Source organism: Mycobacterium sp. C31M, assembly GCF_053345865.1.
Genome location: NZ_JBKFAX010000020.1, coordinates 22,652 through 43,696 on the forward strand (window position 1 = coordinate 22,652; position 21,045 = coordinate 43,696).

Here is a 21,045-nt window from a genome sequence, read left to right on the forward strand (position 1 = left end):
TCTCCTCGTGTGTGTGGGAACCGCCGTCATGATCTTGCCAGCGCCACCAGATGCACCGCGATACCTACCATCGGTCCGCACATCAGTGCGACGACCGTTCTGGTCTCCAGGTCCAGCGGTAACAGCAGCAGCGCCGCCGCGGCCAGCGTCGCGCCGACCCAGCCCGTCGCGTAGGCGCGGTGCAGTGCGGCCGCGACCGCGGCGGCACCGGTCAGCGTCAACAGCGCGATCGCGACGGCTGCCGCGGTCAGCCAGGCGAGCAGGGCACCGGCGGCCTGATACTCGGGTCCGAACGCGGTGCGCAGCAGCCACGGCCCGGCCAGGCCGGCGGCCGCCACACCCACCCCGCCGATCACCATCACCAACACCGCGGGGGTCACCAGGGCGCGTAGCCGCCGGTCGGTTTGATCCACGAAATGCGCGATCAGGTTGCCCTGCATGGCCGTCAGCGGCACCAGCAGCGGGGCGCGGGTCAGGGTCACGGCCAGGATGATCACCCCACCGGCGGCGCCGAGTTCGGCACTGGTGGCCTGCAGCAGCACCGGGAACCCCATCACCAGAACGGCACTCGCGCCCGCGGCGGCCATCGAGTGGAACGTCCCGTTCACGAAGGTCCGTGCGCTGCCCGCGGTCGACAGTGCCGCCGCCGCACGCGCGCTCGGCGACCACAGCAGCATGACCAGCCACACCAGACACCCCGCGACGGTGGCCCACAGGAACCCGGCCAGACCCCAGCCCAGCACGAAGGCCGCGGCCGCCACCACCACCCGCATCACCGCATCGCCCGCCATCAACGAGCCGTAGTGGCCCCACCGGTCGGTACCGGCGAACATGCCCAAAAGCGTTGTGTGCAGGCATACTCCGGCCAGGCCGATGCTCAGCAGCAGGACGCTGAGCCATTGCTCCTCGGTGAACACCCGGCCCGACCACAGCGGTGCCGACACCGCGATGGCACCCGCAGCGACGACGCCGATGACGGCCGCCACCCGCATCGGATGGGTACGCGGACCTCCTGGCGTCGGCAGCATCCGGGTGGCTCGCACCTCGCGGGTGGACTCCTGCAGCAGTCCGTTGGCGACACCGCCGACCAACCCGAAAGCCCCCCAGAACACCCCGAACAACGAGAACCCGGCGGGCTCCAGGCTGCGGGCGGCCAGATAGAGCACCGTGTATCCGCACAGCGCGGTCAACGCTGTGGCCAGGCCCACCTTGGCGACACTGCTCCGCGTGGCCGGGCCGCTGGCCGGTACCGCAGAGCTGCCGTCGGTCACAGGTCCGGGACGGCGGTGGAGTACAGCCAGCGGTCCCACAGGCCGCGTAAGGACACCTCGGCATGGTTGGCGGCCAGCCCGGTGAAATCATCGGTGACGGCGGTGCTGTGCCGGTAGCGGGTCGTCCAATCCCGAAGCAGCGCAAAGAAATTGTCATCGCCGATGGTGCCGCGTAGGGCATGCAGGGTGAGCGCCCCACGCTTGTAGACCCGGTCGTCGAACATATCGGTCGGGCCGGGATCGGTGAGCAACAGGTTCTGCGGGGAGTCGGCCAGCTTGCGGTGGTAGGTGCGGGCCCGTTCGTCGGCGCTGGGCCCACCGGACTCCTCGGACCACAACCATTCCGCATAACAGGCGAAACCCTCGTGCAGCCAGATGTCGCGCCAGCGCCGCACCGTCACCGAGTTGCCGAACCACTGGTGGGCCAGTTCGTGGGCGATCAGCCGCTCGGCACTGCGCCGGCCATCGCAGTGGTTGGCGCCGAAGATGGAAAGCCCTTGCGCCTCAAGGGGAATCTCCAGATCGTCATCGGTGATGACGACGGTGTACCCGGTGTCGAGCGGATAGGGGCCGAACCGGCGGGTGAACAGCTTCATCATCTGCGGTTGCCTGCCGAAATCGTGATCGAAGTTGCGCCGCAACCGATCCGGCAACACCGCGTGCATGGGCACCGGGCTCTTCTGCAGTCTGTGCCGGGCGTAGTCGCCGATCTGCAGGGTGATCAGGTAGGTGGAGGTGGGTTCGGCCTGCTCATAGGTCCAGGTGGTCAGGCTGGCCCGGGTCTGCTTGGACAGCAACTCGCCGTTGGCCAGTGCGTAATAGGGGCTGTCGGTGCTGATCCGGATGCGGAAACTGGCCTTGGCGGCCGGATGGTCATCACACGGGAACCAGGAGGCGGCGCCGTTGGGCTGACCGGCGACCAGTGCGCCGTTGGACAGTTCCTCGAAACCGACGTCACCCCACGTGGTGCGCAGCGGCCTCGGGATACCGCCGTAACGCACCACGACGGTCATCGCCGCACCCGCGGGCAGGGTGCCGCCGAGCGTGATGTGCAGTTTGCCGCCGCTACATCGGAAATTGGCAGGCCGTCGGCCGTTGACCGACACCTTCGACACCGTCAGGGCGCCGGACAGATCGAGGGTGAAGGCGTGCAGTGCGGCCAGCGTCACCGCGGTGACGGTCACCGAACCGGTGAGCCGGTTGATGGCCACCTTGTACTCGATGTCGAGCTCGTAGCGTGACACCCGGTAGCCGAAATTACCGTTGTTCGGCAGGTAGGGGTCGATGACGGGCGGGGTGTGCGTGCCCTTTCCGACCGCCTTCTTGGCGGCCTTCTTGATCGATCTCATTCGGGCCGCTTCTTCTTCGACTTCGTCCACGGCGCAATGGGGTTGCCCTGCCAGCGGGTGAAATCGGGGACCTCGTCACCGCGCATTACCAACGAGGCGGGGCCGACGGTGGCGGCGGTGCCGATCCGGGATGCCGGCAGCGCGACACAGTGTGGACCCAGCGTGGCACCCTCGTCGAGGACCACGCTGTCCATCCGCATGATCCGGTCGTGGAACAGGTGTGTCTGCACCACGCAGCCACGGTTGACGGTGCTGCCCGCGCCGAGCGTGATCAGGTCGGCCTCGGGCAGCCAGTACGTCTCGCACCAGACGCCGCGGCCGATCTTGGCGCCCAGCCCGCGCAGCCAGATGTTCATCACCGGGGTGCCGGTGGCGGCCCGGGCGAACCACGGCGCGGCCACCGTCTCGACGAAGGTGTCCGATACCTCGTTACGCCAGACGAACGACGACCACAACGGATGCTCGACGGCCGCGATCCGGCCGATCACAAGCCATTTCGCAGCGACCGCGATCGCTCCGGCCAGCGCACCCGCGGCCAGCAGCACCAGTCCACCGGCCAGTGCGGTCCACCCGTAACCGATCAGATCGGCCAGCGTGTGCAACGCGGCCAGCACCGTCACGCCGATCAGGAACGTCACGATGACGGGGATCAGCCGGCAGGTCTCGACCACCGAGCGCATGATCTTCAGCTTCGCCGATGGATGGAAGGTGCGCAGCGCGTCGGCGGCGGTGGGCTGGCGACGCAGCCGGATGGGCGGGCTGCCCAGCCAGGACGAACCGGCCTTGGATTTGTGCGGGGCGGCCGAGAGCACCGCGACCAGGCCGTCGTCGGGGACCCGGCGACCGGGCTGGGTGATTCCCGAGTTGCCGAGGAAGGCACGCTTGCCGATGGTGGCCTTCGCCACGTGGATCCAGCCGCCGCCCAGTTCGTACGAGGCCACCATGGTGTCATCGGCCAGAAATGCCCCGTCCTGCACCTCGGTGAACTTCGGGGTGAGAAGTGCGGTGGAGATCTCGGTGTCCTTACCGACCTTGGCACCCAGCAGACGCAGCCACCACGGGGTGAGCAGGCTGGCGTAGATCGGGAACAGGTAATTGCGGGCCGCGTCCATCAGCCGCTCGGTGGCCCAGAGTTGCCAGCCGACCCGGCTGCGCACCGGGTGATAGCCCTCGGTCAGACCGGCCGACAGCAGGCGTACCCCCAGCACCGTCAGCGCGGCGTAGCTGCCGAAGGCCACCAGGGCGGCCACCGGGGTCCAGGCCAGGGCCGGGACGAGCGCGTCGGACGGGGTGGCGGTGTCGCGGATGGCCCAGCCCAGCACGGCCAGTCCGGCGGCCAGCGCCGCCAACGGCAAGGCCCCCAACAACATCGACGTCACGCTGTAGGCCAGCACCCACACCGGGGCGCGTCCGGGGCGCTCATCGGGCCACGGGTGGCGGGCCTTACCGGACTTCGCCGCCGGTGAACCCTTCCAGTACTGGCCGTTCTTCACCTTGCCGAGCACACCGGAACCCGGTGCCACATCGGCGTTCTTGCCGATGGTCGCGCCGGGGAACAGTGTGGTGCGGGCGCCGATGGTGGCGTCGTTGCCGATGCTGATGGGTCCGACGTGGAACAGGTCGCCGTCGATCCAGTGTCCGGTCAGGTCCACCTCGGGTTCCACCGACGCGCGGTGCCCGACGGTCAGCATCCCGGTGACCGGCGGGGCCGAATGCAGGTCGACCCCCTTGCCGATCGAATTGCCCAGGGCACGGCCGTAATACACCAGCCACGGGGCGCCGGCCTGGTTCTCGGCGCCACTGGCCTCGGCCAGCCGCTCGGCGAACCAGACTCGTAGATGCTCGGAGCCGCCGCGGCGGTAGGAGCCGGGCTGCAGATTCGACAGCAGGGTGCGTGCGCCCAGCACCGCGATGCCCATCCGGCCGGGCGGGGTGATGAAGACTCCGAATCCGGCGAGGATCCACCACCAGTTCAGCTGCGCGGTCCACGGCACCAGATGCACCGCGGCCGCGACATTGTTGAGGATCGCCAGCCAGATCACCCACTGCAGACCGGTCAGGGTGGCCAGCGGGATCGACAGCGCGACCTGGGCGGCCTGGGTGAGCAGCGGGGTGGGACGCACTTCGCGGCGGACCACCTCCGGGGGAGGTGCCAGCTCGTCGAGATAACCGGCCATCGACCCGAGGCGCGGATGGTCGTAGAGGTCGGCGACGGTGACCTGCGGGTACCGTCCGCGCACCGCGGTGACCAGCTGGGCCGCCGACAGCGACCCGCCGCCGAGGGCGAAGAAATCGGCTTCCGGGCCGTCGACGGAGGCGGCCAGCACATCGCGCCACAGCCCGGCCAACCAACCCATGGTGCCGCCCAGGTCGGGTTCGTCCTCCTGCCCGGCACCGGGCGGCGGCCAGGGCAGCGCATTGCGATCGACCTTGCCGGAGGTGCGGGTCGGCAGATCGTCGAGCAGCACCAGCCGCGGTACCAGCGCGGCGGGCAGCGCCTCGGCCAGCGCGGTGCGGGCGGCGGCCAGATCGAAGTTCGGGTCGGCGCTGGCGACATAACCGACCAGCAGGGGAGTGCCGCTGGTGGTCTTACGGACCGCGGCGGCGCCGCCGCTGACCCCGGGCAGGTTGACCAGTGCGGCGTCGACCTCGCCGAGTTCGATGCGACGGCCGCCGACCTTGACCTGATCGTCGGCGCGACCCTGGAAGTAGAGGCCGTCGGATTCCAGCCGGACCAGGTCGCCGCTGCGATAGGCGCGCTCCCACCCGAGCGACGGCATGGCCGCGTACTTCTCGGCGTCCTTCTCCGGGTCCAGGTAGCGGGCCAGACCGACACCGCCGATGACGAGTTCACCGACCTCACCGAGCGCCACCGGCTGCGCTTCCTTGTCGACGACGGCGAGGTCCCAGCCGGCCAGCGGCAGCCCGATGCTGACCGCGGACCTACCGTCCAGCGGGGCGGCGCAGGCCACCACGGTCGCCTCGGTGGGTCCGTAGGTGTTCCACACCTCGCGACCGTCGACGGCCAGTCGTTCGGCCAGTTCGGGTGGGCAGGCCTCGCCGCCGAAGATCAGCAGCCGCACTGCTTCCAGTGCCTCGGCCGGCCACAGCGCGGCCAGTGTCGGGACGGTGGACACCACGGTGATGTCCCGGCTGACCAACCACGGCCCCAGGTCCATCCCGCTGCGCACCAGTGACCGCGGGGCGGGCACCAGGCAGGCACCGTTGCGCCAGGCCAACCACATTTCCTCACAGGAGGCGTCGAAGGCGACCGACAGCCCGGCCAGCACCCGGTCCCCGGGGCCAAGGGGCGCCGATTGCAGGAACATCCCCGCCTCGGCATCGACGAAGGCCGCCGCGTTGCGGTGCGTGACGGCCACACCCTTCGGGGTGCCGGTGGACCCCGAGGTGAAGATGATCCAGGCGTCATCGCGGGTCAGCGGTGCGGCGGCCCGCCAGCCGCGCGACGATCCCGGCCCGCGGACCAGGCCGGCCTCGGTGATGATCGCGACGACCTGCGCCTCGCCGAACACCAGGGCGGCCCGTTCCTCCGGGTCGTCGGCATCGACGGGCACGTACGCCGCGCCGGTGGCCAGGGTGGCCAGGATCGCGGTGTAGAGCGCATAGCTGCCCGACGGCATCCGGATGCCGATGCGGTCGCCGCGGCCGATACCGCGCGCGGCCAGCCAGGCCACGCTCTCTTCGATATCGCCGACCAGTTCGGCATAGGTGAGCTGCACGTCGCCGTCGTCGATGGCCGGCGCGTCGGGGAACCGGCGCGCGCTCTCGTAGAGGATGTCGACCAAGGTTCGCGGGGTGGCAGCGGCTGAGGAGAGTAGGTACTGGGGCGGGATCGCCTGCCCGGGTTCCGCTGCTGTCACGGCTATAAAACTACTGAAGCCAGATGACGGGTTCGCGCGCGGCGCGCGGCGGCCGGGTTGTTCCGTTCGGGTCGTACTGATCGCAACCATTGGCCGGTCCGGTGCGCGCTCCTAACCTGCACTTGTGCGGCTATTTGTGGCAGATGATGCGTGGAGTGAACTGACGACCGGGCCCGAACCGGTGGTCCGGGTGGCGGCAGATGATCTGCAGCAGGCGCGTCGCGCGCGGCACCGGTTGCGCCATGACGACGGTGACGTCGCCGTCATCCTCGATGTCCGGGTGGCCGTCGACGGTGATGTGCGCGCCGCGTACGCCTCCCTGGGCGCGGCCGCCGGGGTGCGCTACGCCGGTACCGTGCACGGCCTGGCCGGATTGATCGCCGATATCGAGTCCGCCGGGGTGGCCGACGGGGTGACGCTGGTGGGCGCCGCAGCGCCGCAGGACCTGGCCGAACTGGGTCGCACCGTGCTCGGTCTGCTGGAGCAGCGCAACCGCGCCTGCGCCTGACCGCTCAGGCCTCCCGCAGCAGCGCGTACAGATCGGTCAGCGACAGCCCGGCCCCCTCGGCCCACGCCGCGTCGAAGGCTGCCGCGCCCAATACCCGGCGACCGGCCTGTGACGCGGTGTCGTGATCGGTGTCGTAGATCTTGAATCGCATCGCACCCTGCCGGCTGCGGGTCGCCTCGGCGGCACCGGCCATGACCGCCGACCGGTGCGGGTCGCCGCCGGCCGCGGCGGCCAGTGACAGACAGTCCAGGATGTCGGGCAGGGTGCCGTCGGCGCCGGTCTCGGCGGCCTCGATGGCCGCCTGCCGCGCATCCCGGCCGGCGCCGACGTGGTCGCCGGCCCGCAGTCTGCGTCGGGCGCTGGTGGTCAGCGCCGTGGCCAGATGCCAGCCCCGCACCGCGGGCAGCAGTTCGGCGATCCACGCCTCGGCGACGGGCAGATCACCCCGGGCGATCGCCACATCACCCACCGGGTTCAGGTTCATCGACGCCAGCTGCCGGTACTCCTTGAGCAGGTGCGCGGCCAGCCTGCTGGCCTCCCCGGCCGCGTCGACCTCGCCGTCGGCCAGATAGGTCACCGCCATCGCGGCATGCGCCTGACCGATCCACATATCGCCCAGGTTGGCGGCCGCGGCCAGTGCAGATTTCGCCGAGTGCCGTGCGGCATCGGTGTCACCGCGGCGGGCCAGCACATGAGCGCCGGTGATGAGCGCCTGCGCCTGGTGCAGCGGGTCGCGCCCGTCGGCCGAATCCGCTGCGGTGGAAGCACATTCACGGGTCGCCTGGACCAGGTCACCGGCCAGCAGCGAGGCCCCGCCATGACCCCAGCATCGGCAGGCCCGGGCCACGTAACCCTCGCCGATCTGCTCGGCGAACGCCAGGCCCTCGGCCCCGGCTGCCCGGGCGGTCACCGGGTCACCGGCCCCGGCGATCGCGGCGTAGGCCCGCCAGCTGAGCAGCTGGGCGAGATGCCAGGTGTCGCCGAGCTCGCGGGCCAGCCCGATCGCCTCGTCGAAGTGCCGGTCGGCGGAGGTGCGGGTGAACACCGAATTGCTGCAGCAGGCGATCAGCGCGCGCAACAACAGCTCCGGATCGTTGAAATCGCGGGCCAGCAGCAAGGCCCGTTCGGCCTGTTCGGGACCTTCCGCGGCGCGCACGGACGCGTCCAGGAACATCTTGTCGGCGACGGCACGGGCCTGCGATGCCGTCAGCTCGGCGTCGTCGGGGGAGGCGTGCTCACCGAGTGCGGCGGTGAACCAGGCCAGCCCCTCGTGCACGAGCCCGCGGGCCAGCCACAGCGGTGGCAGCGCGGAGGCCAGTTGCAGGGCCAGCGCGTTGTCGCCGTTGGCCAGGCTCCATTCGAATGTGGCACGCAGATTGTCGATCTCGGTGTCGGCCTGCTCGATCCGTCGGGTCCGGTCCGGTGTGCCGGGCGCGCTGATGGCCGTGGCCAAGGCGAGGTAATGGTCGCGGTGGCGACCGCGCACCGCATCGGCCTCGCCGGACTCGGCCAGCTTCTCCAGCGCGTACTGGCGCACCGTCTCCAGCATCCGGTACCGGGTCGGTCCGTCGGTGGTTTCCGCGCTGACCAGCGACTTGTCGATGAGCAGTGTCAGTAGATCCAGCACCTCGTAGGTCGCGACATCGTCGCCGGCGCAGACTGCCTGGGCGGCAGCCAGATCGAACCCGCCCATGAACACCGAGCAGCGCCGGAACACGCTCCGTTCGGGCCCGGTGAGCAGGTTGTGCGACCAGTCCACCGAGGCGTGCAATGTCTGCTGGCGGTGCGCGGCCGAGCGTGATCCGCTGACCAGCAGTCGGAATCGATGCGACAGGCCGTCGAGGATGTCCTCCAGGGACATCGAGCGGACCCGGGCGGCCGCGAGTTCGATGGCCAGCGGCACCCCGTCCAGGCGCCGGCAGATCTCGGTGACGACCGATTTCACCCTGGGCGTGACGGTGAAACCCGGGCGGGCCGTGGTGGCGCGTTCGACGAACAGGTCCACGGCCTCGTCGTCGAGGGCCAGCGAGGGCACCCGCCAGATCACCTCGCCGGCCGCTCCGATCGGCTCCCGGCTGGTCACCAGGAAGTGCAGGCCCGCGCAGTTGCCGAGCAGGTCCATGATGAGCGCGGAGCTGGCATCGAGCAGATGTTCGCAGTTGTCCAGCAGCACCAGGAGTTCGCGGTCGGCGATCGATTCGACCAAGGTGTCGACGGTTGCCCGGCCGGGGCGGTCGGGCGCGCCCAGGGCATGTGCGACGGTGCTGGCCACCAGCGCCGGGTCGGTGATCGAGGACAGGTCGACGAACTGGCCGGCGTCGAAACTGCTCAGGATCTGCAGCGCAAGCCGGGTCTTGCCGGTCCCGCCGGATCCGGTCAGGGTGACGAGCCTGTTCTCCTTGGCCAGCAGTGCCACCTCCTCGATCTGGGAGGCGCGGCCGACGAAGCTGGTGAGTTGCAGCGGCGCCTTGGCGCCTTGCAGCGGTGCGGATGTGCGCAGCGCGGGAAAGCTGTTGCGCAGCAGCGGGTGGCACAGCTGGTTGACGCGTTCGGGGCGATGCAGATCGCGCAGCGGGTAGGTGCCCAGTTCGGTCAACCAGCACTGCTCGGGCAGGCTGTCGGCGACCAGTGCCTCGGTGGCGCCGGACAGGACCGTCTGCCCGCCGTGAGCCAGATCGCGCAGTCGCGCCGTGCGGTTGATGGTCGGCCCGGCGTAGTTGGCGGCGTCGCGGAGTTGGATCTCGCCGGTGTGCACACCGATGCGCAGCAGGATCGGGTGCAGTGGCGCGCGCTGCAGGTCCAGCGCGCACGCCACCGCGTCCGCGGGTCGACGGAAGGCCACGACAAAGCTGTCACCCTCGCCCTGTTCGAGCGGCCGGGCACCGTGATGGGTGGTCGCCAGCCGGGACAGCGTGCGTTCCATCTCGGCGACGGCCGCGGTCATCTCGGCCGGCTGGGTCTCCCAGAGTCGGGTGGAGCCCTGGACGTCGGCCATCAGCAACGTCACGATGCCCGTGGGCAGTTCGGTCACCACGGCACCCTCCCGTCGGCGGTGGGATACGGCTTATCGTGGCACGCGGTGGTGGTACGCGCAGGCGGCCGGAACACACAGTTCGAACTAATCCAATCCGTGCATTAGTCGAGGCTTAATCGGTCTTGGACATGTATGGATTGGGGTCATACCGTTGCTGATGTGACTGCGACTCTTCCCACCCAGTTGACCGGCCAGATGATCATCGCCGGAACGCCCGTCACGGGCACCGGCAAGGAGATCCAGGGCTTCGATCCGGCCGCGGGACGGCCGCTGGACCCCGCGTACCGCCATGGTGACACCGGCGACGTCGAGGCGGCAGCTGCTGCCGCCGCCGAGGCCTTCGCGCCCTACCGGGCGACCACCGCCGAACAGCGCGCCCAATTCCTCGAGGCGATCGCCACCCAGATCGAGGCCGTGCGCGAGACGTTGATCGCCCGCGCCGTCGCCGAGAGCGGTCTGCCGACCGCGCGGATCACCGGTGAGGTCGGCCGGACCACCGGCCAGCTGCGCCTGTTCGCCGGTGTGCTGCGCGAGGGCAGCTGGAACGGTGCCCGCATCGACACCGCGCAACCCGATCGCGCTCCGCTGCCGCGCCCCGACATCCGCCAGCGGTTCGTACCGCTCGGTCCCGTTGCGGTGTTCAGCGCCTCGAACTTTCCGCTGGCCTTCTCGGTCGCCGGCGGCGACACCGCCTCGGCACTGGCCGCCGGCTGCCCCGTCGTGGTCAAGGGCCACGACGCGCATCCGGGCACCTCCGAGATCGTCGCCCGCGCCATCACCGCCGCCATCGCCGAGACCGGGATGCCGGCGGGCACCTTCTCACTGCTCTTCGGCTCCGGGCCGGACCTGGGTGTCGCACTGGTGACCGACCCGCGGATCAAGGCCGTCGGCTTCACCGGATCACGTTCCGGGGGAACCGCTCTGGTGGCGGCCGCGGCCGGCCGGCCCGAACCGATCCCGGTGTATGCCGAGATGAGCTCCATCAACCCGGTGTTCCTGCTCGACGGTGCGCTCGCCGCCCGCGGCGGCGACCTGGGCAAGGCCTTCATCGGATCGCTGACCATGGGCTCCGGCCAGTTCTGCACCAACCCCGGCCTGGTCATCGCCGTCGACGGCCCCGCCCTGGACACCTTCGTCGCTGCCGCCACCGCGGCCATCTCGGCGGCCCCGGCCACCCCGATGCTCACCCCGAACATCGCCCGCAGCTACGCCGCCGGCGTCGAAAGCCTCTCCGGTGCAGCGACACTGGAGGGCCGCGGCGAGGCGGGCGGTATCCAGACCTGCGGCCAGGCGGCGCTGTTCAGCACCGACGCCACCAGCTTCCTGGCATCCGAGGATCTGCAGGCCGAGGTGTTCGGCTCGTCGAGCCTGATCGTGCGCTGCGCCGACACCGCCGAGATGCACGCCGTCGCGCGCGGCATCGAAGGTCAGCTGACCGCAACCGTGCACGCCGACGACTCCGATGTGGCCGCGGCCGGCGCACTGCTGCCGCTGTTGGAGCTGAAGGCCGGCCGAATCCTGTTCAACGGCTGGCCGACCGGGGTCGAGGTGTGCCACGCGATGGTGCACGGCGGCCCGTTCCCGGCGACCTCGGACTCGCGCACCACCTCCGTGGGCGCCCGGGCGATCGAGCGTTTCCTGCGCCCCGTCGCCTACCAGGATGTCCCGAAGTCATTGCTGCCCAGCGCTGTTGCTGATGGCAACCCCGACCACATCTGGCGCCGCGTCGACGGCGAACTCACCCGGTCCTGACTCCCACCACCACCTGATCCGAAAGGCCTCCTGATATGGCACCCACCTCGCGCCCGGTTTTTGACGGCGTCCTGTTCTTCCCCGTCACCCCGTTCAACGAGGACGGCCCCAATCAAGGCTCGGTCAACCTCGACGCACTGGCCGCACACCTGACCAAGGGCATCGAAGCAGGTCCCGGCGGCATCTTCATCGCTTGCGGGACCGGCGAATTCCACGCCCTGGAGCTCGGAGAGTTCAGCGCCGTGGTCCGCAAGGCCGTCGAGGTGGTCGCCGGACGTGTCCCGGTGTACGCCGGTGCGGGCGGTTCGGTGGCCCAGGCCAAGGCGTTCGCGATCGCCGCTCAGGAGGCGGGCGCCGACGGCCTGCTGCTGCTGCCGCCGTACCTGGTGGAGGTGCCTCAGCCCGGTCTGGTCGACTTCGTTGCCGCGGTCGCCGGTGTCACGACGCTGCCGGTCATCGTGTACAACCGCAACAACGCGAAGTTCACCGAGGCCTCGGCGGTGGCCGTCGCCAAGATCCCCAATGTCGTCGGATTCAAGGACGGCACGGGCAATTTCGACCAGGTCGCCCGCATCGTGGCGGCCGTCACCACCCAGGTCGACCCCGACTTCCTGTTCTTCAACGGTCTGCCCACCGCCGAGACCACGCAGCTGGCCTTCCGGGCGATCGGGGTGCCGCTCTACTCGTCGGCGACCTTCGCCTTCGCACCCGACCTGGCGCTGGCGTTCTACAACTCGCTGGAATCGGGGAACACCGAACTGACCAACGCCCTGCTGAATGCGTTCTTCATCCCGCTGGTGCAGCTGCGCGACACCGTCCCCGGCTATGCCGTCTCGCTGGTCAAGGCCGGCGTGACCATGGAGGGTGTGCCTGCCGGTGGGGTCCGCCCGCCGCTGGTGATGCCCTCGGCGCAGGACCTCGCCGAGCTGACCACGATCGTCGCCGCCGGACGCGCCGTGCTGGCCGAGGCGAGCCAGGCCGTCTGATCATGACAACCCAGATCCGCATCACCGGCGCCCGCATCACCCCGGTCGCATTCGTCGACCCGCCACTGCTGAACACCGTCGGGGTGCACCAGCCGTACGCGCTGCGGGCGATCATCCAGCTGGACACCGATGCGGGTCTGGTGGGCCTGGGCGAGACCTACGCCGACACCCGGCACCTGGCCCGACTGACCGCCGCGGCGGAGGCCATCACCGGCCTGGACGTGTTTGCGCTCAACGAGATCCGGGCGGCCATCGCGGTAAGGTTGGCCGGCGATGACGCGGCCGTCGGCACCGCGGGCATGATCACCACGGCCAGCGCCGTCGATCAGGTGCTGTCCCCGTTCGAGGTTGCCTGCCTGGACGTGCAGGGGCACGTGCTGGGCCGGCCGGTGTCGGATCTGTTGGGCGGCAAGGTGCGTGACGCGGTGCCGTTCAGCGCCTACCTGTTCTACAAGTGGGCGGCCCATCCGGGTGCGGAGCCCGATCCGTTCGGCGAGGCGCTGGACCCGGACGGGCTGGTGGCCCAGGCCCGCCGGATCGTCGACGAGTACGGTTTCACCGCCATCAAGGTCAAGGGTGGCGTGTTCGCCCCCGAGGAGGAGATGGCCGGTATCGAGGCGCTGGCCAAGGCCTTCCCGGGTATGCCGTTGCGCCTGGACCCCAATGCCGCGTGGACCCCGCAGACCTCGATCAAGGTGGCCTCCGGGCTGGCCGGCATCCTGGAGTACCTGGAGGATCCGACGCCCGGACTGGACGGGATGGCCGAGGTGGCCGCCGAATCCCCGCTGCCGCTGGCCACCAACATGTGCGTCGTGGCGTTCGATCAGCTCAAGCCGGCCGTGCTCAAGAAATCGGTGAAAGTCGTTCTGTCCGATCACCATTACTGGGGTGGGCTGCAGCGCTCCCGGCTGCTGGCCGGTATCTGCGAGACGTTCGGGCTGGGCCTGTCGATGCACTCCAACTCGCACCTGGGCATCAGCCTGGCCGCGATGGTGCACCTGGCCGGGGCCACCCCGAACCTCACCTACGCCTGCGACACCCACTGGCCGTGGAAAACCGAAGAGGTCGTCAAGGACGGCGCGCTGCGGTTCGTCGACGGTTCGGTGCCCGTGCCGACCGGGCCCGGGCTCGGCGTCGAGATCGACGATGACTCGCTGGCAGCGCTGCACGAGCAGTACATCCGCTGCGGAATCCGCGATCGTGACGACACAGGCTACATGCAGACCGTCGACCCGAGCTTCACCCCGGCCAGCCCGCGCTGGTAAGGCCCGTCTTTTCCCGTCGCTTCGCTCGCCCGGTTACGGTGAGGGTATGGCAGAACAGATCGACGTCGGTCATCCCCCCGAGGTGCTGCTCAAGGTCGTCAACCCGGCGCTCGGGCTGGCGCTCAAAACCCCGCTGGGACGGTTCATCAGCGATTTCATGGTGGTCGAGTTCAGCGGCCGCAAGTCGGGTAAGCGATACTCGACGCCGGTGAGCGCGCACCGACTCGACGGCGCCCTCTACGTGGTGCTGGAAGCGCAGTGGAAGTACAACTTCCGCGACGGCGCCGACGCCATCGTCTACGTCGACGGCGCCAAGTCCCGGATGCGTGGCGAACTGATCACCGAACCGGCCGCGGTCGCCGCGCTCGCGGAAAGGATCGCCACGTCCTACGGCCCGAAGAAGGCACAGCGCCAGCTGGGCATGACCTTCGCCGACGACCGGCTGCCGACCGTCGCGGAGTGGGAGTCCGCCGTCGGCCGGTTGAAGATCGCCGCGATCAAACTGAGCTAGCGCGGATCGCCTCGAACAGCGCCACCAGCACATCCACCAGATGCTCGCGGTCGGCCTCGACATCGCCGAGCAGCACCGCGCCGATGGTCGCGGTGACACCGCCGACCAGGAACTGGGACACCAGTCGCAGATCGGTGGGCAGATCGTCGGGTGCCACGCTCGGATCACCGCCGGCCGCGGTGGCGGCCAACATGCCGGCGAACCGGCTGGATTCGGCGAGGCTGCGCCGGCCCAGCGCGGGTGACGCGGTGGCCTCCAGCACCAGGATCCGGCCCTTGCGCGGGTCGCCGAGGATCAGGTCGACCAACTCGACCATCACCGCCCGGGTACGGGCCTGATCGTCCGACGGTGCGGTTGCCAGCGCGGCGACCGAGCGGCGGGCCGCCTCCTCGATGACCTCGGTGTAGACGGCCAGGTGCAGGGCCTCGATATCGGTGAAGCTCTCGTAGAAATAACGCGCCGCGACCCCGGACGCCTCGGTGACGCCGCGGACCGTGGTGCCGACCAGTCCGCGGGTGCCCATCAGGTCCAGGCCGGCGGCCAGTAGCTTGGCCCGTCGTTCGGCCACCCGGTCGACCGCGGTCTGCCCGCCGTAGTTTCGGGTCACCACCAAGCCATCTTGACACAGCCGGGCCGTGCTGATTTCCTCAAACTGCACACACACGTTTCCTGTTTGGCGATAGGGGTCGGCGATGACGAGCACGGTGGTTCCGGTCGAGGTGGCAGAAGATCCCAAGCCCTGGGAGTCGGGGCAGCCGCACCACGAACTCGCCGCCGACGTGCGGTGGTGGATGGGCACACCACTGGCGTTTGGGCTGTTCGGGCGGCTCGCGCTGGACCAGGTCGCCTACCGCAAGGTGGCCGCCGCGGTCGATGCCAGCGGACGGTTCGCCGCCAACTTCACCGACCGGGGCATCAACAGCTATCTGTGGAACGGCCCGCTGGCGTTCAGCGACGAGTCCGACCGCCGGGCCACCGCCGAGCGGCTCAAGGCCAAACACGGTGCGGTGCACGGTGTCGGCAAGGGCGAGTTCGAGGGCGAACGCTTCAGCGCGCTGGACCCGAAGCTGTGGAAGTGGGTCGGCACCACCTCGCTGAACATCTTCTACGCCGGTTATATCGCGGTGTACGGCAAGAACTTCAGCGCGCAGCAGCACGAGGTGGTGTGGCGCACGGTCTGCGCCATCGCCGATGTGGGGCTGCCGAGTTCGGCGGCCGACGTCCCGCCGACCGTGCCGAAGATGCGCGCCTACTACGACGAGGTCGCCGCCACCGAGCTGGCCGCCAACCCCTTCCTGTTGTGGGCGGCCGACCAGTTCTCCGGTCCGCCGGTGCCGAGCTTGTTCGGCCCGGCCTGGCTGCACCGGCTGGTGGCGCCGCTGTGGGCACTGACCACCCCGGCACTGGCCCGGCCCGCGCGGATCTGCGCCGAATCTGCGACGCACCCGAAGATGATGGAACTGCTTGGCAGTGAGTGGAACTCGCGTAAGCAATTGGAGTCCGCCTGCTACCGGGCCGGTATCCGGGCGGCCCGGCGTTGGCTGCCCAAATGGGCGGTGCTGGAGCCGATGGCCTACAACCGGTACCGCTACGAGCAGCTGCGCGCCTTCCACGACAAGTACGAGTTGGAATCGTTCGCGCCGCGCTAGACTGATGCACTGCTGACGTCCCGCACCGTCGCGGTGATACGAGGAGTGCATCGATGTTCTCGCTGGCCCGGCTGTCCTGTTTCATCGCCGTCGCCGAGGAACTGCATTTCGGCCGGGCCGCCGAGCGTCTGCACATGACCCAGCCGCCGCTCAGTCGGCAGATCCAGCAACTCGAGGCCGAACTCGGCGTCCAGTTGATCGACCGCACCACGCGGTCGGTGACATTGACGCCGGCCGGTGTCGCCTTCCTGCCCGATGCCCGCCGCATCGTCGCGCTGGCCGAGAGCGCGGCGCTGACCGTCAAGCGGGTGCCCGCGGGCGACCTCGGCACCGTGGTGGTGGGATTCACCGCGGCATCGGCCCATGCCGTGCTGCCCCGGCTGCTGGAGCACACCCGGGACAAGCTGCCCGATGTCAAACTCGAACTGCGCGAGATGGTTTCATCGGTTCAGCTGGAGGCGTTGACCAGTGGTGACATCGACCTGGGCATGGCCCGGCCACCACTGAAACGGCCCGGTATCGTGTCCCGTCCGCTGTTGCACGAGCAGTTGGTCGCCGCGCTGCCGGCAGATCACCCGCTGGCCGCGCAGGCGCGGCAGCTTACGCTCAACGATCTGGACGGTGAGGATTTCGTGATGTACTCGCCCGTCGAGGCGCGCTACTTCAACGAATTGTTGATCAGCACCTTCACCATCGCCGGGGCCACCCCGCGGTACGTCCAGTTCGTCACCCAGGTGCACACCATGTTGGTGTTGGTGCGCTCGGGAATCGGGATCGCCCTGGTACCGGCGTCGGCGGCGACATTGCACCCCGAGGGTGTGGTGTTCCGGACCATCGGGGCATTCCGGGAACGCCCGGTGGAACTGGACGCCTGCTGGCGACAGGACAGCAGCAACCCGGCGCTGCTGCGGTTGCTGCGTGATGTGCTGCCGGCCCGGGAGTGGACCACCGACGATCTGCTCGACGGTTTTGTGGGTGGTTAGACCCGCACCGCGGGCTGCGCCACCGGAGTGACCAGCTGCCCGGTGGTCAGGAAACTGTCGAGATTGCGCAGGGTGAGCGCCTCCATCTCGGCGCGCGTCTGCACGGTTCCGCTGCCGACGTGCGGCAGCAGAACGACGTTGTCCAGTTCGAACAGTTCGGCGGGAACCTGTGGTTCGTGCGCGAACACGTCCAGACCGGCGCCGGCCAGTCGGCCGTCGCGCAGCGCGGCCACCAGGGCCTGCTCGTCGACGACGCTGCCGCGCGCGATGTTGATGAGGTAACCCTCGGCGCCCAGGGCGTCGAGCACGGCACTGTCGACGAGCTTGCTGGTGGCACTGCCACCGGCAGCGGCGATCACCAGCACGTCGACATCGGCGGCCAGCTGCACCGGGCTGTCGACGTAGCGGTACGGCGACCCCTCGACCTGGCGCCGGTTGTGGTAGCTGATCGAGCAGCCGAAGGCGGTGAGCCGCTTGGCGATTGCGCTGCCGATCCGCCCCAGGCCGATGATGCCGACGCGGGTGTTGCTGACCTGCCGAGTAAGTCGGAAGTTACCGTCGCTGACCCACCGGCCGGCCCGCACATAACGATCGGAGGCCGAGAATCCGCGCAACGTGTCGATCATCAGTCCGACCGCGGTGTCGGCGACACAGTCTGTCAGGACGTCGGGGGTATTACTCACCCCGACGCCCCGAAGTTCAGCGGCATCCACATCGGTGGTGTCATAGCCGACACCGAAGTTGACCACCGCGCCGAGCCGGGGGAGCGCTGCCATCAGATCGGCGTCGACGCCGGTCCGTCCCGAGGTCACCACGGCGGTCACCTCGTCGGCGTGGGTGGCCAGGAAATCGGCCCGCGCCGCGGCCTCCTCGGGCAACACCAGAGCGTCGTATGCGGTGCGCAGGGTCTGCTCCAACGACGGTTTGAGCGGGCCCACCTGCAGGACTCGGCCGGTGATCGGGGCTGATTGGGACATGGCTGCTCCTCTGCTGCTCACGATCAACGGTAGGGAGACCTGCGGATACCTGTCCAACACGGAAATAGCATGGGTTAATGCAGAACGCGCATGACTTGCGTTTTGCCGATTGCGTCGAGGTATCAAACGGTCACCACGAGCATCATACCTGCAGGTCACACGCAATCTCGGCGGCCGCATGCCGGCTCGCCGGCCCGTCGAATCGCGGCAGATCACGCCGTTTCGGGCGGTTGACGCTGTCCGAGAACCGCTCCTACCGTGTGTCTACCGTCACAGATGGCGTCCACATACGTAGACATCTCATCCGTCGACTCAGCTCGAACAGCCCACATCTCATCTGGAGGTCCCAATGGCAGCGACCGGGTCATTGCAACCGATGCGCAAGCTCATCGTCCTCACCGGTATCTGCGTGCTGAGCGCCGGTTGCACCGTCGCCAACTCCGGCGGTGGGGGTTACGACCCCGACACCCTGCGCATCGTGCTGCAGCAGGAGCCCCCGACACTGGAACCCTGCGAGAGTTCGTTGACGTCGACCGGCATCGTGGTGCGGTCCAACATCACCGAACCGCTGCTGGAACGCGACGCCAACACCGGCGACCTGCAGCCGCTGCTGGCCACCGAGTGGGAGCAGACCAGCCCCAACCAGTGGACCTTCCACCTGCGTGACGGTGTCACCTTCTCCGACGGTGCGCCCTTCACCTCCGAGGACGCCGCCTTCTCCATCGACCGCGCGGTGAACTCCGATCTGCAGTGCAATGTCGACGGATATGTCTTCGGTGATGAGAAGCTGGACCTGCAGACGCCGGATGTCAACACCGTCGTTGTCGGCACCACCGAGCCCGATCCGATTCTCCCGCTGCGTATCTCGTTCGTCGAAATGGTGCCCCGCACCACCAGCACGACCGAGAAGGTGCGCGAGCCCATCGGCACCGGCCCGTACGCCATCGGCAACTGGGAGTACGGCCAGAAGCTGACGCTGACCCGCAACCCCACCTACTGGGGTCAGGCCCCGGCCTTCGGCAAGGCCGAATACCAGTGGCGCAGTGAGGGCAGCGTGCGCGCCGCCATGATCACCAATGACGAGGCCGATATCGCCGTGGGCCTGGGCCCGGAGGATGGCGCAGGCGATCTGGGTGTGCCCTTCCAGAACAACGAGACCACCGCACTGCGTATGCAGGCCACCGAGCCGCCACTCGACGATATCCGGGTCCGGCAGGCGATCAACTACGCCGTCAACCGCACCGGCATCGTCAAGGCGCTCTTCCGCGACCTGGGTGAGCCTGCCGCGCAGCTGATTCCGTCGGGTGTCGTCGGCTACAACGCCGAACTGCCCTTGTGGCCACACGATATCGACAAAGCCAAGGCCCTCGTCGCCGAGGCCAAGGCCGACGGGGTCCCGGTGGACCGCGAGATCCGGCTGATCGGCCGCACCGCCCAGTTCCCGAAGATCACCGAGACCATCGAGGTGTTGCAGAGCGAATTCACCGAGATCGGACTCAACGTCAAGATCGAGATGATGGACACCGCCGGCCAGCTGCAGTACCAGCTGCGCCCCTTCCCGGAGAACACCGGGCCCTACCTGCTGATGATCATGCACGGCAACCAGGCCGGTGATGCCGCCTTCACGCTGGACCAGTACATGCTCTCCGACGGACCGCAGGCCGCCTACGGCACACCGGAGTTCGATGCCAAGATCCGTGCCGCTGAGGTGCTGACCGGACAAGCCCGCCAGGATGCCTTCGCGAAACTGTTCGCCGAGGAACCACAGGAGATCATGCAGATGGCCTACCTGGCCCACATGCAGGGCATCCTGGGCAAGTCGCCGCGCATCGACTACATCCCCGACCCGGCGACCGGCGACGAGATGCGCCTGGCCGCAATGACTCCGGCCGCGAGCGACCGTACCGACCAGTCCTAGACCTCATTCGAAAGAGGCACAGCCCATGTTTCCCTTTCTCCGACGCCGGATGTACACCAGCACCATCCCTCTGGTGATCGTGCTGCTGGGTGTCTTCCTGCTCGCCCGGCTCACCGGTGACCCCACCAACCTGTACCTGCCCGAGTCGGCGACCCCCGAACAGCGCGCCGCGTTCGCCGAGGCCAACGGGTTCAACGATCCGCTGATCACCCAGCTGATCGACTATTTCAAGGGTGTCATCCACCTGGACTTCGGCACCTCGCTGCGCACCGGTGAGTCCGCAGCCGAGATGGCCCTGCGGGCCTTCCCGGCCACCCTGCAACTGGCCTTCGTCACCATGCTGCTGGCCATCATCGGCGCCGTGGTGATCGGTTGCTGGGCCGCCTACCGGCCGAACTCGCTGGCCGACCGGTTCTCCAGCCTGCTGTCCATGACGGCGGCCTCCATCCCGGACTTCTGGTTCGCCATCACCGGTGTCTGGCTGTTCGCGGTGCTGATGGGCTGGTTGCCGACCTCGGGTACCGATGCCGGCATGCTGTCCTGGATCCTGCCGATCGCCACCCTGATGATCCGCCCGCTCGGGGTGCTCACCCAGGTGGTCCGCGGCGCCATGGTGTCGGCGCTGTCCGCGCCGTATGTCCGATTGGCGCGCAGTAAGGGTGCGGGCGATCTGCGGGTCGTCACCCACCACGCACTGCGTAACGCCGCGGCCCCCGCCCTCACCGTGGCCGGCGATCTGGCCGTCGGCCTGATCAACGGTGCGGTGGTCGTCGAGGCCATCTTCGGTTGGCCCGGTATCGGCAAGCTCATGATCGACGCGATCCTGCAACGCGATTTCGCGGTGCTGCAGGCGGCGGTACTGCTCACCGCGGTCAGCATCTTCGTCCTCAACATCGCCATCGACGCCTGCTACGCGCTGCTCGACGCCCGCGTCCGTGAACCTGCGAAAGTTTAGGTAGTC

The 21,045-nt window shown here is 68.9% G+C and carries 15 protein-coding genes; 9 read left to right on the forward strand and 6 right to left on the reverse strand.

Annotated features, from left to right (window positions below; translation table 11 throughout):
- Positions 1–26: 26 nt before the first annotated feature.
- From ACLBYA_RS25825 to ACLBYA_RS25835, 3 genes are read right to left on the reverse strand one after another with little or no spacing between them, the layout of a single operon-like run.
- Complete coding sequence (locus ACLBYA_RS25825) at positions 27–1,271, reverse strand: hypothetical protein (protein ID WP_447712314.1); 1,245 nt, start codon at positions 1,269–1,271, stop codon at positions 27–29.
- Complete coding sequence (locus tag ACLBYA_RS25830; RefSeq protein WP_447712315.1) at positions 1,268–2,620, reverse strand: M1 family metallopeptidase; 1,353 nt, start codon at positions 2,618–2,620, stop codon at positions 1,268–1,270. Before ACLBYA_RS25830 ends, ACLBYA_RS25825 begins: the two co-directional genes overlap by 4 nt.
- Positions 2,617–6,501: a Pls/PosA family non-ribosomal peptide synthetase gene (locus ACLBYA_RS25835; protein WP_447712316.1), complete on the reverse strand. Its 3,885-nt coding sequence runs from the start codon at positions 6,499–6,501 to the stop codon at positions 2,617–2,619. Before ACLBYA_RS25835 ends, ACLBYA_RS25830 begins: the two co-directional genes overlap by 4 nt.
- A 136-nt stretch (positions 6,502–6,637) precedes the next feature.
- Between ACLBYA_RS25835 and ACLBYA_RS25840 the strand changes: the two genes are divergently transcribed.
- Positions 6,638–7,009: a hypothetical protein gene (locus ACLBYA_RS25840; RefSeq protein ID WP_447712317.1), complete on the forward strand. Its 372-nt coding sequence runs from the start codon at positions 6,638–6,640 to the stop codon at positions 7,007–7,009.
- A 4-nt stretch (positions 7,010–7,013) separates the two neighbouring features.
- On the opposite strand, the gene ACLBYA_RS25845 is transcribed toward ACLBYA_RS25840, so the two are convergent.
- Positions 7,014–10,040 (reverse strand): ATP-binding protein, encoded by a 3,027-nt coding sequence (locus tag ACLBYA_RS25845; protein WP_447712318.1) that lies wholly within the window; start codon positions 10,038–10,040, stop codon positions 7,014–7,016.
- A gap of 162 nt (positions 10,041–10,202) precedes the next feature.
- Between ACLBYA_RS25845 and ACLBYA_RS25850 the strand changes: the two genes are divergently transcribed.
- Genes ACLBYA_RS25850 through ACLBYA_RS25865 form a run of 4 tightly spaced genes read left to right on the forward strand, consistent with a single transcriptional unit; the run spans position 10,203 to position 14,557 of the window.
- Positions 10,203–11,795 (forward strand): aldehyde dehydrogenase (NADP(+)), encoded by a 1,593-nt coding sequence (locus ACLBYA_RS25850; RefSeq protein WP_447712319.1) that lies wholly within the window; start codon positions 10,203–10,205, stop codon positions 11,793–11,795.
- Positions 11,796–11,830: 35 nt separating this feature from the next.
- Positions 11,831–12,781: a 5-dehydro-4-deoxyglucarate dehydratase gene (locus ACLBYA_RS25855; protein WP_447712320.1), complete on the forward strand. Its 951-nt coding sequence runs from the start codon at positions 11,831–11,833 to the stop codon at positions 12,779–12,781.
- Complete coding sequence (locus tag ACLBYA_RS25860) at positions 12,781–14,046, forward strand: glucarate dehydratase family protein (protein ID WP_447712407.1); 1,266 nt, start codon at positions 12,781–12,783, stop codon at positions 14,044–14,046. Before ACLBYA_RS25855 ends, ACLBYA_RS25860 begins: the two co-directional genes overlap by 1 nt.
- A gap of 46 nt (positions 14,047–14,092) precedes the next feature.
- On the forward strand, positions 14,093–14,557 hold the full coding sequence (locus tag ACLBYA_RS25865; protein ID WP_447712321.1) for a hypothetical protein: 465 nt from the start codon (positions 14,093–14,095) through the stop codon (positions 14,555–14,557).
- Here the strand turns inward: ACLBYA_RS25865 and ACLBYA_RS25870 are convergent.
- On the reverse strand, positions 14,544–15,167 hold the full coding sequence (locus ACLBYA_RS25870) for a TetR/AcrR family transcriptional regulator (protein WP_447712322.1): 624 nt from the start codon (positions 15,165–15,167) through the stop codon (positions 14,544–14,546). The genes ACLBYA_RS25865 and ACLBYA_RS25870 overlap by 14 nt on opposite strands.
- An 82-nt stretch (positions 15,168–15,249) precedes the next feature.
- Between ACLBYA_RS25870 and ACLBYA_RS25875 the strand changes: the two genes are divergently transcribed.
- Both ACLBYA_RS25875 and ACLBYA_RS25880 read left to right on the forward strand, forming a co-directional pair.
- Positions 15,250–16,206: an oxygenase MpaB family protein gene (locus ACLBYA_RS25875; protein WP_447712323.1), complete on the forward strand. Its 957-nt coding sequence runs from the start codon at positions 15,250–15,252 to the stop codon at positions 16,204–16,206.
- A gap of 53 nt (positions 16,207–16,259) precedes the next feature.
- Positions 16,260–17,189: a LysR substrate-binding domain-containing protein gene (locus ACLBYA_RS25880; RefSeq protein ID WP_447712324.1), complete on the forward strand. Its 930-nt coding sequence runs from the start codon at positions 16,260–16,262 to the stop codon at positions 17,187–17,189.
- Here the strand turns inward: ACLBYA_RS25880 and ACLBYA_RS25885 are convergent.
- Positions 17,186–18,166, reverse strand: coding sequence for a 2-hydroxyacid dehydrogenase (locus ACLBYA_RS25885; protein WP_447712325.1), 981 nt, complete (start codon positions 18,164–18,166; stop codon positions 17,186–17,188). The genes ACLBYA_RS25880 and ACLBYA_RS25885 overlap by 4 nt on opposite strands.
- 349 nt (positions 18,167–18,515) lie before the next feature.
- On the opposite strand from ACLBYA_RS25885, the gene ACLBYA_RS25890 reads away from it, so the two are divergent.
- Together ACLBYA_RS25890 and ACLBYA_RS25895 are read left to right on the forward strand one after the other, a co-directional pair.
- The gene (locus ACLBYA_RS25890; protein ID WP_447712326.1) at positions 18,516–20,084 is read left to right on the forward strand and encodes an ABC transporter substrate-binding protein; all 1,569 of its coding nucleotides are present in this window, start codon (positions 18,516–18,518) and stop codon (positions 20,082–20,084) included.
- A 25-nt stretch (positions 20,085–20,109) separates the two neighbouring features.
- On the forward strand, positions 20,110–21,039 hold the full coding sequence (locus tag ACLBYA_RS25895) for an ABC transporter permease (RefSeq protein ID WP_447712327.1): 930 nt from the start codon (positions 20,110–20,112) through the stop codon (positions 21,037–21,039).
- The last annotated feature ends 6 nt before the right edge of the window (positions 21,040–21,045 follow it).

What these genes read in the sequence shown, in the direction of transcription:
- ACLBYA_RS25875 (WP_447712323.1), top strand. Translation starts at nt 15,250, where the DNA reads ATGACGAGCACGGTGGTTCCGGTCGAGGTGGCAGAAGATCCCAAGCCC.
- ACLBYA_RS25830 (WP_447712315.1), bottom strand. Translation starts at nt 2,620, where the DNA reads ATGAGATCGATCAAGAAGGCCGCCAAGAAGGCGGTCGGAAAGGGCACG.
- ACLBYA_RS25885 (WP_447712325.1), bottom strand. Translation starts at nt 18,166, where the DNA reads ATGTCCCAATCAGCCCCGATCACCGGCCGAGTCCTGCAGGTGGGCCCG.
- ACLBYA_RS25855 (WP_447712320.1), top strand. Translation starts at nt 11,831, where the DNA reads ATGGCACCCACCTCGCGCCCGGTTTTTGACGGCGTCCTGTTCTTCCCC.
- ACLBYA_RS25895 (WP_447712327.1), top strand. Translation starts at nt 20,110, where the DNA reads ATGTTTCCCTTTCTCCGACGCCGGATGTACACCAGCACCATCCCTCTG.
- ACLBYA_RS25890 (WP_447712326.1), top strand. Translation starts at nt 18,516, where the DNA reads ATGGCAGCGACCGGGTCATTGCAACCGATGCGCAAGCTCATCGTCCTC.
- ACLBYA_RS25880 (WP_447712324.1), top strand. Translation starts at nt 16,260, where the DNA reads ATGTTCTCGCTGGCCCGGCTGTCCTGTTTCATCGCCGTCGCCGAGGAA.
- ACLBYA_RS25865 (WP_447712321.1), top strand. Translation starts at nt 14,093, where the DNA reads ATGGCAGAACAGATCGACGTCGGTCATCCCCCCGAGGTGCTGCTCAAG.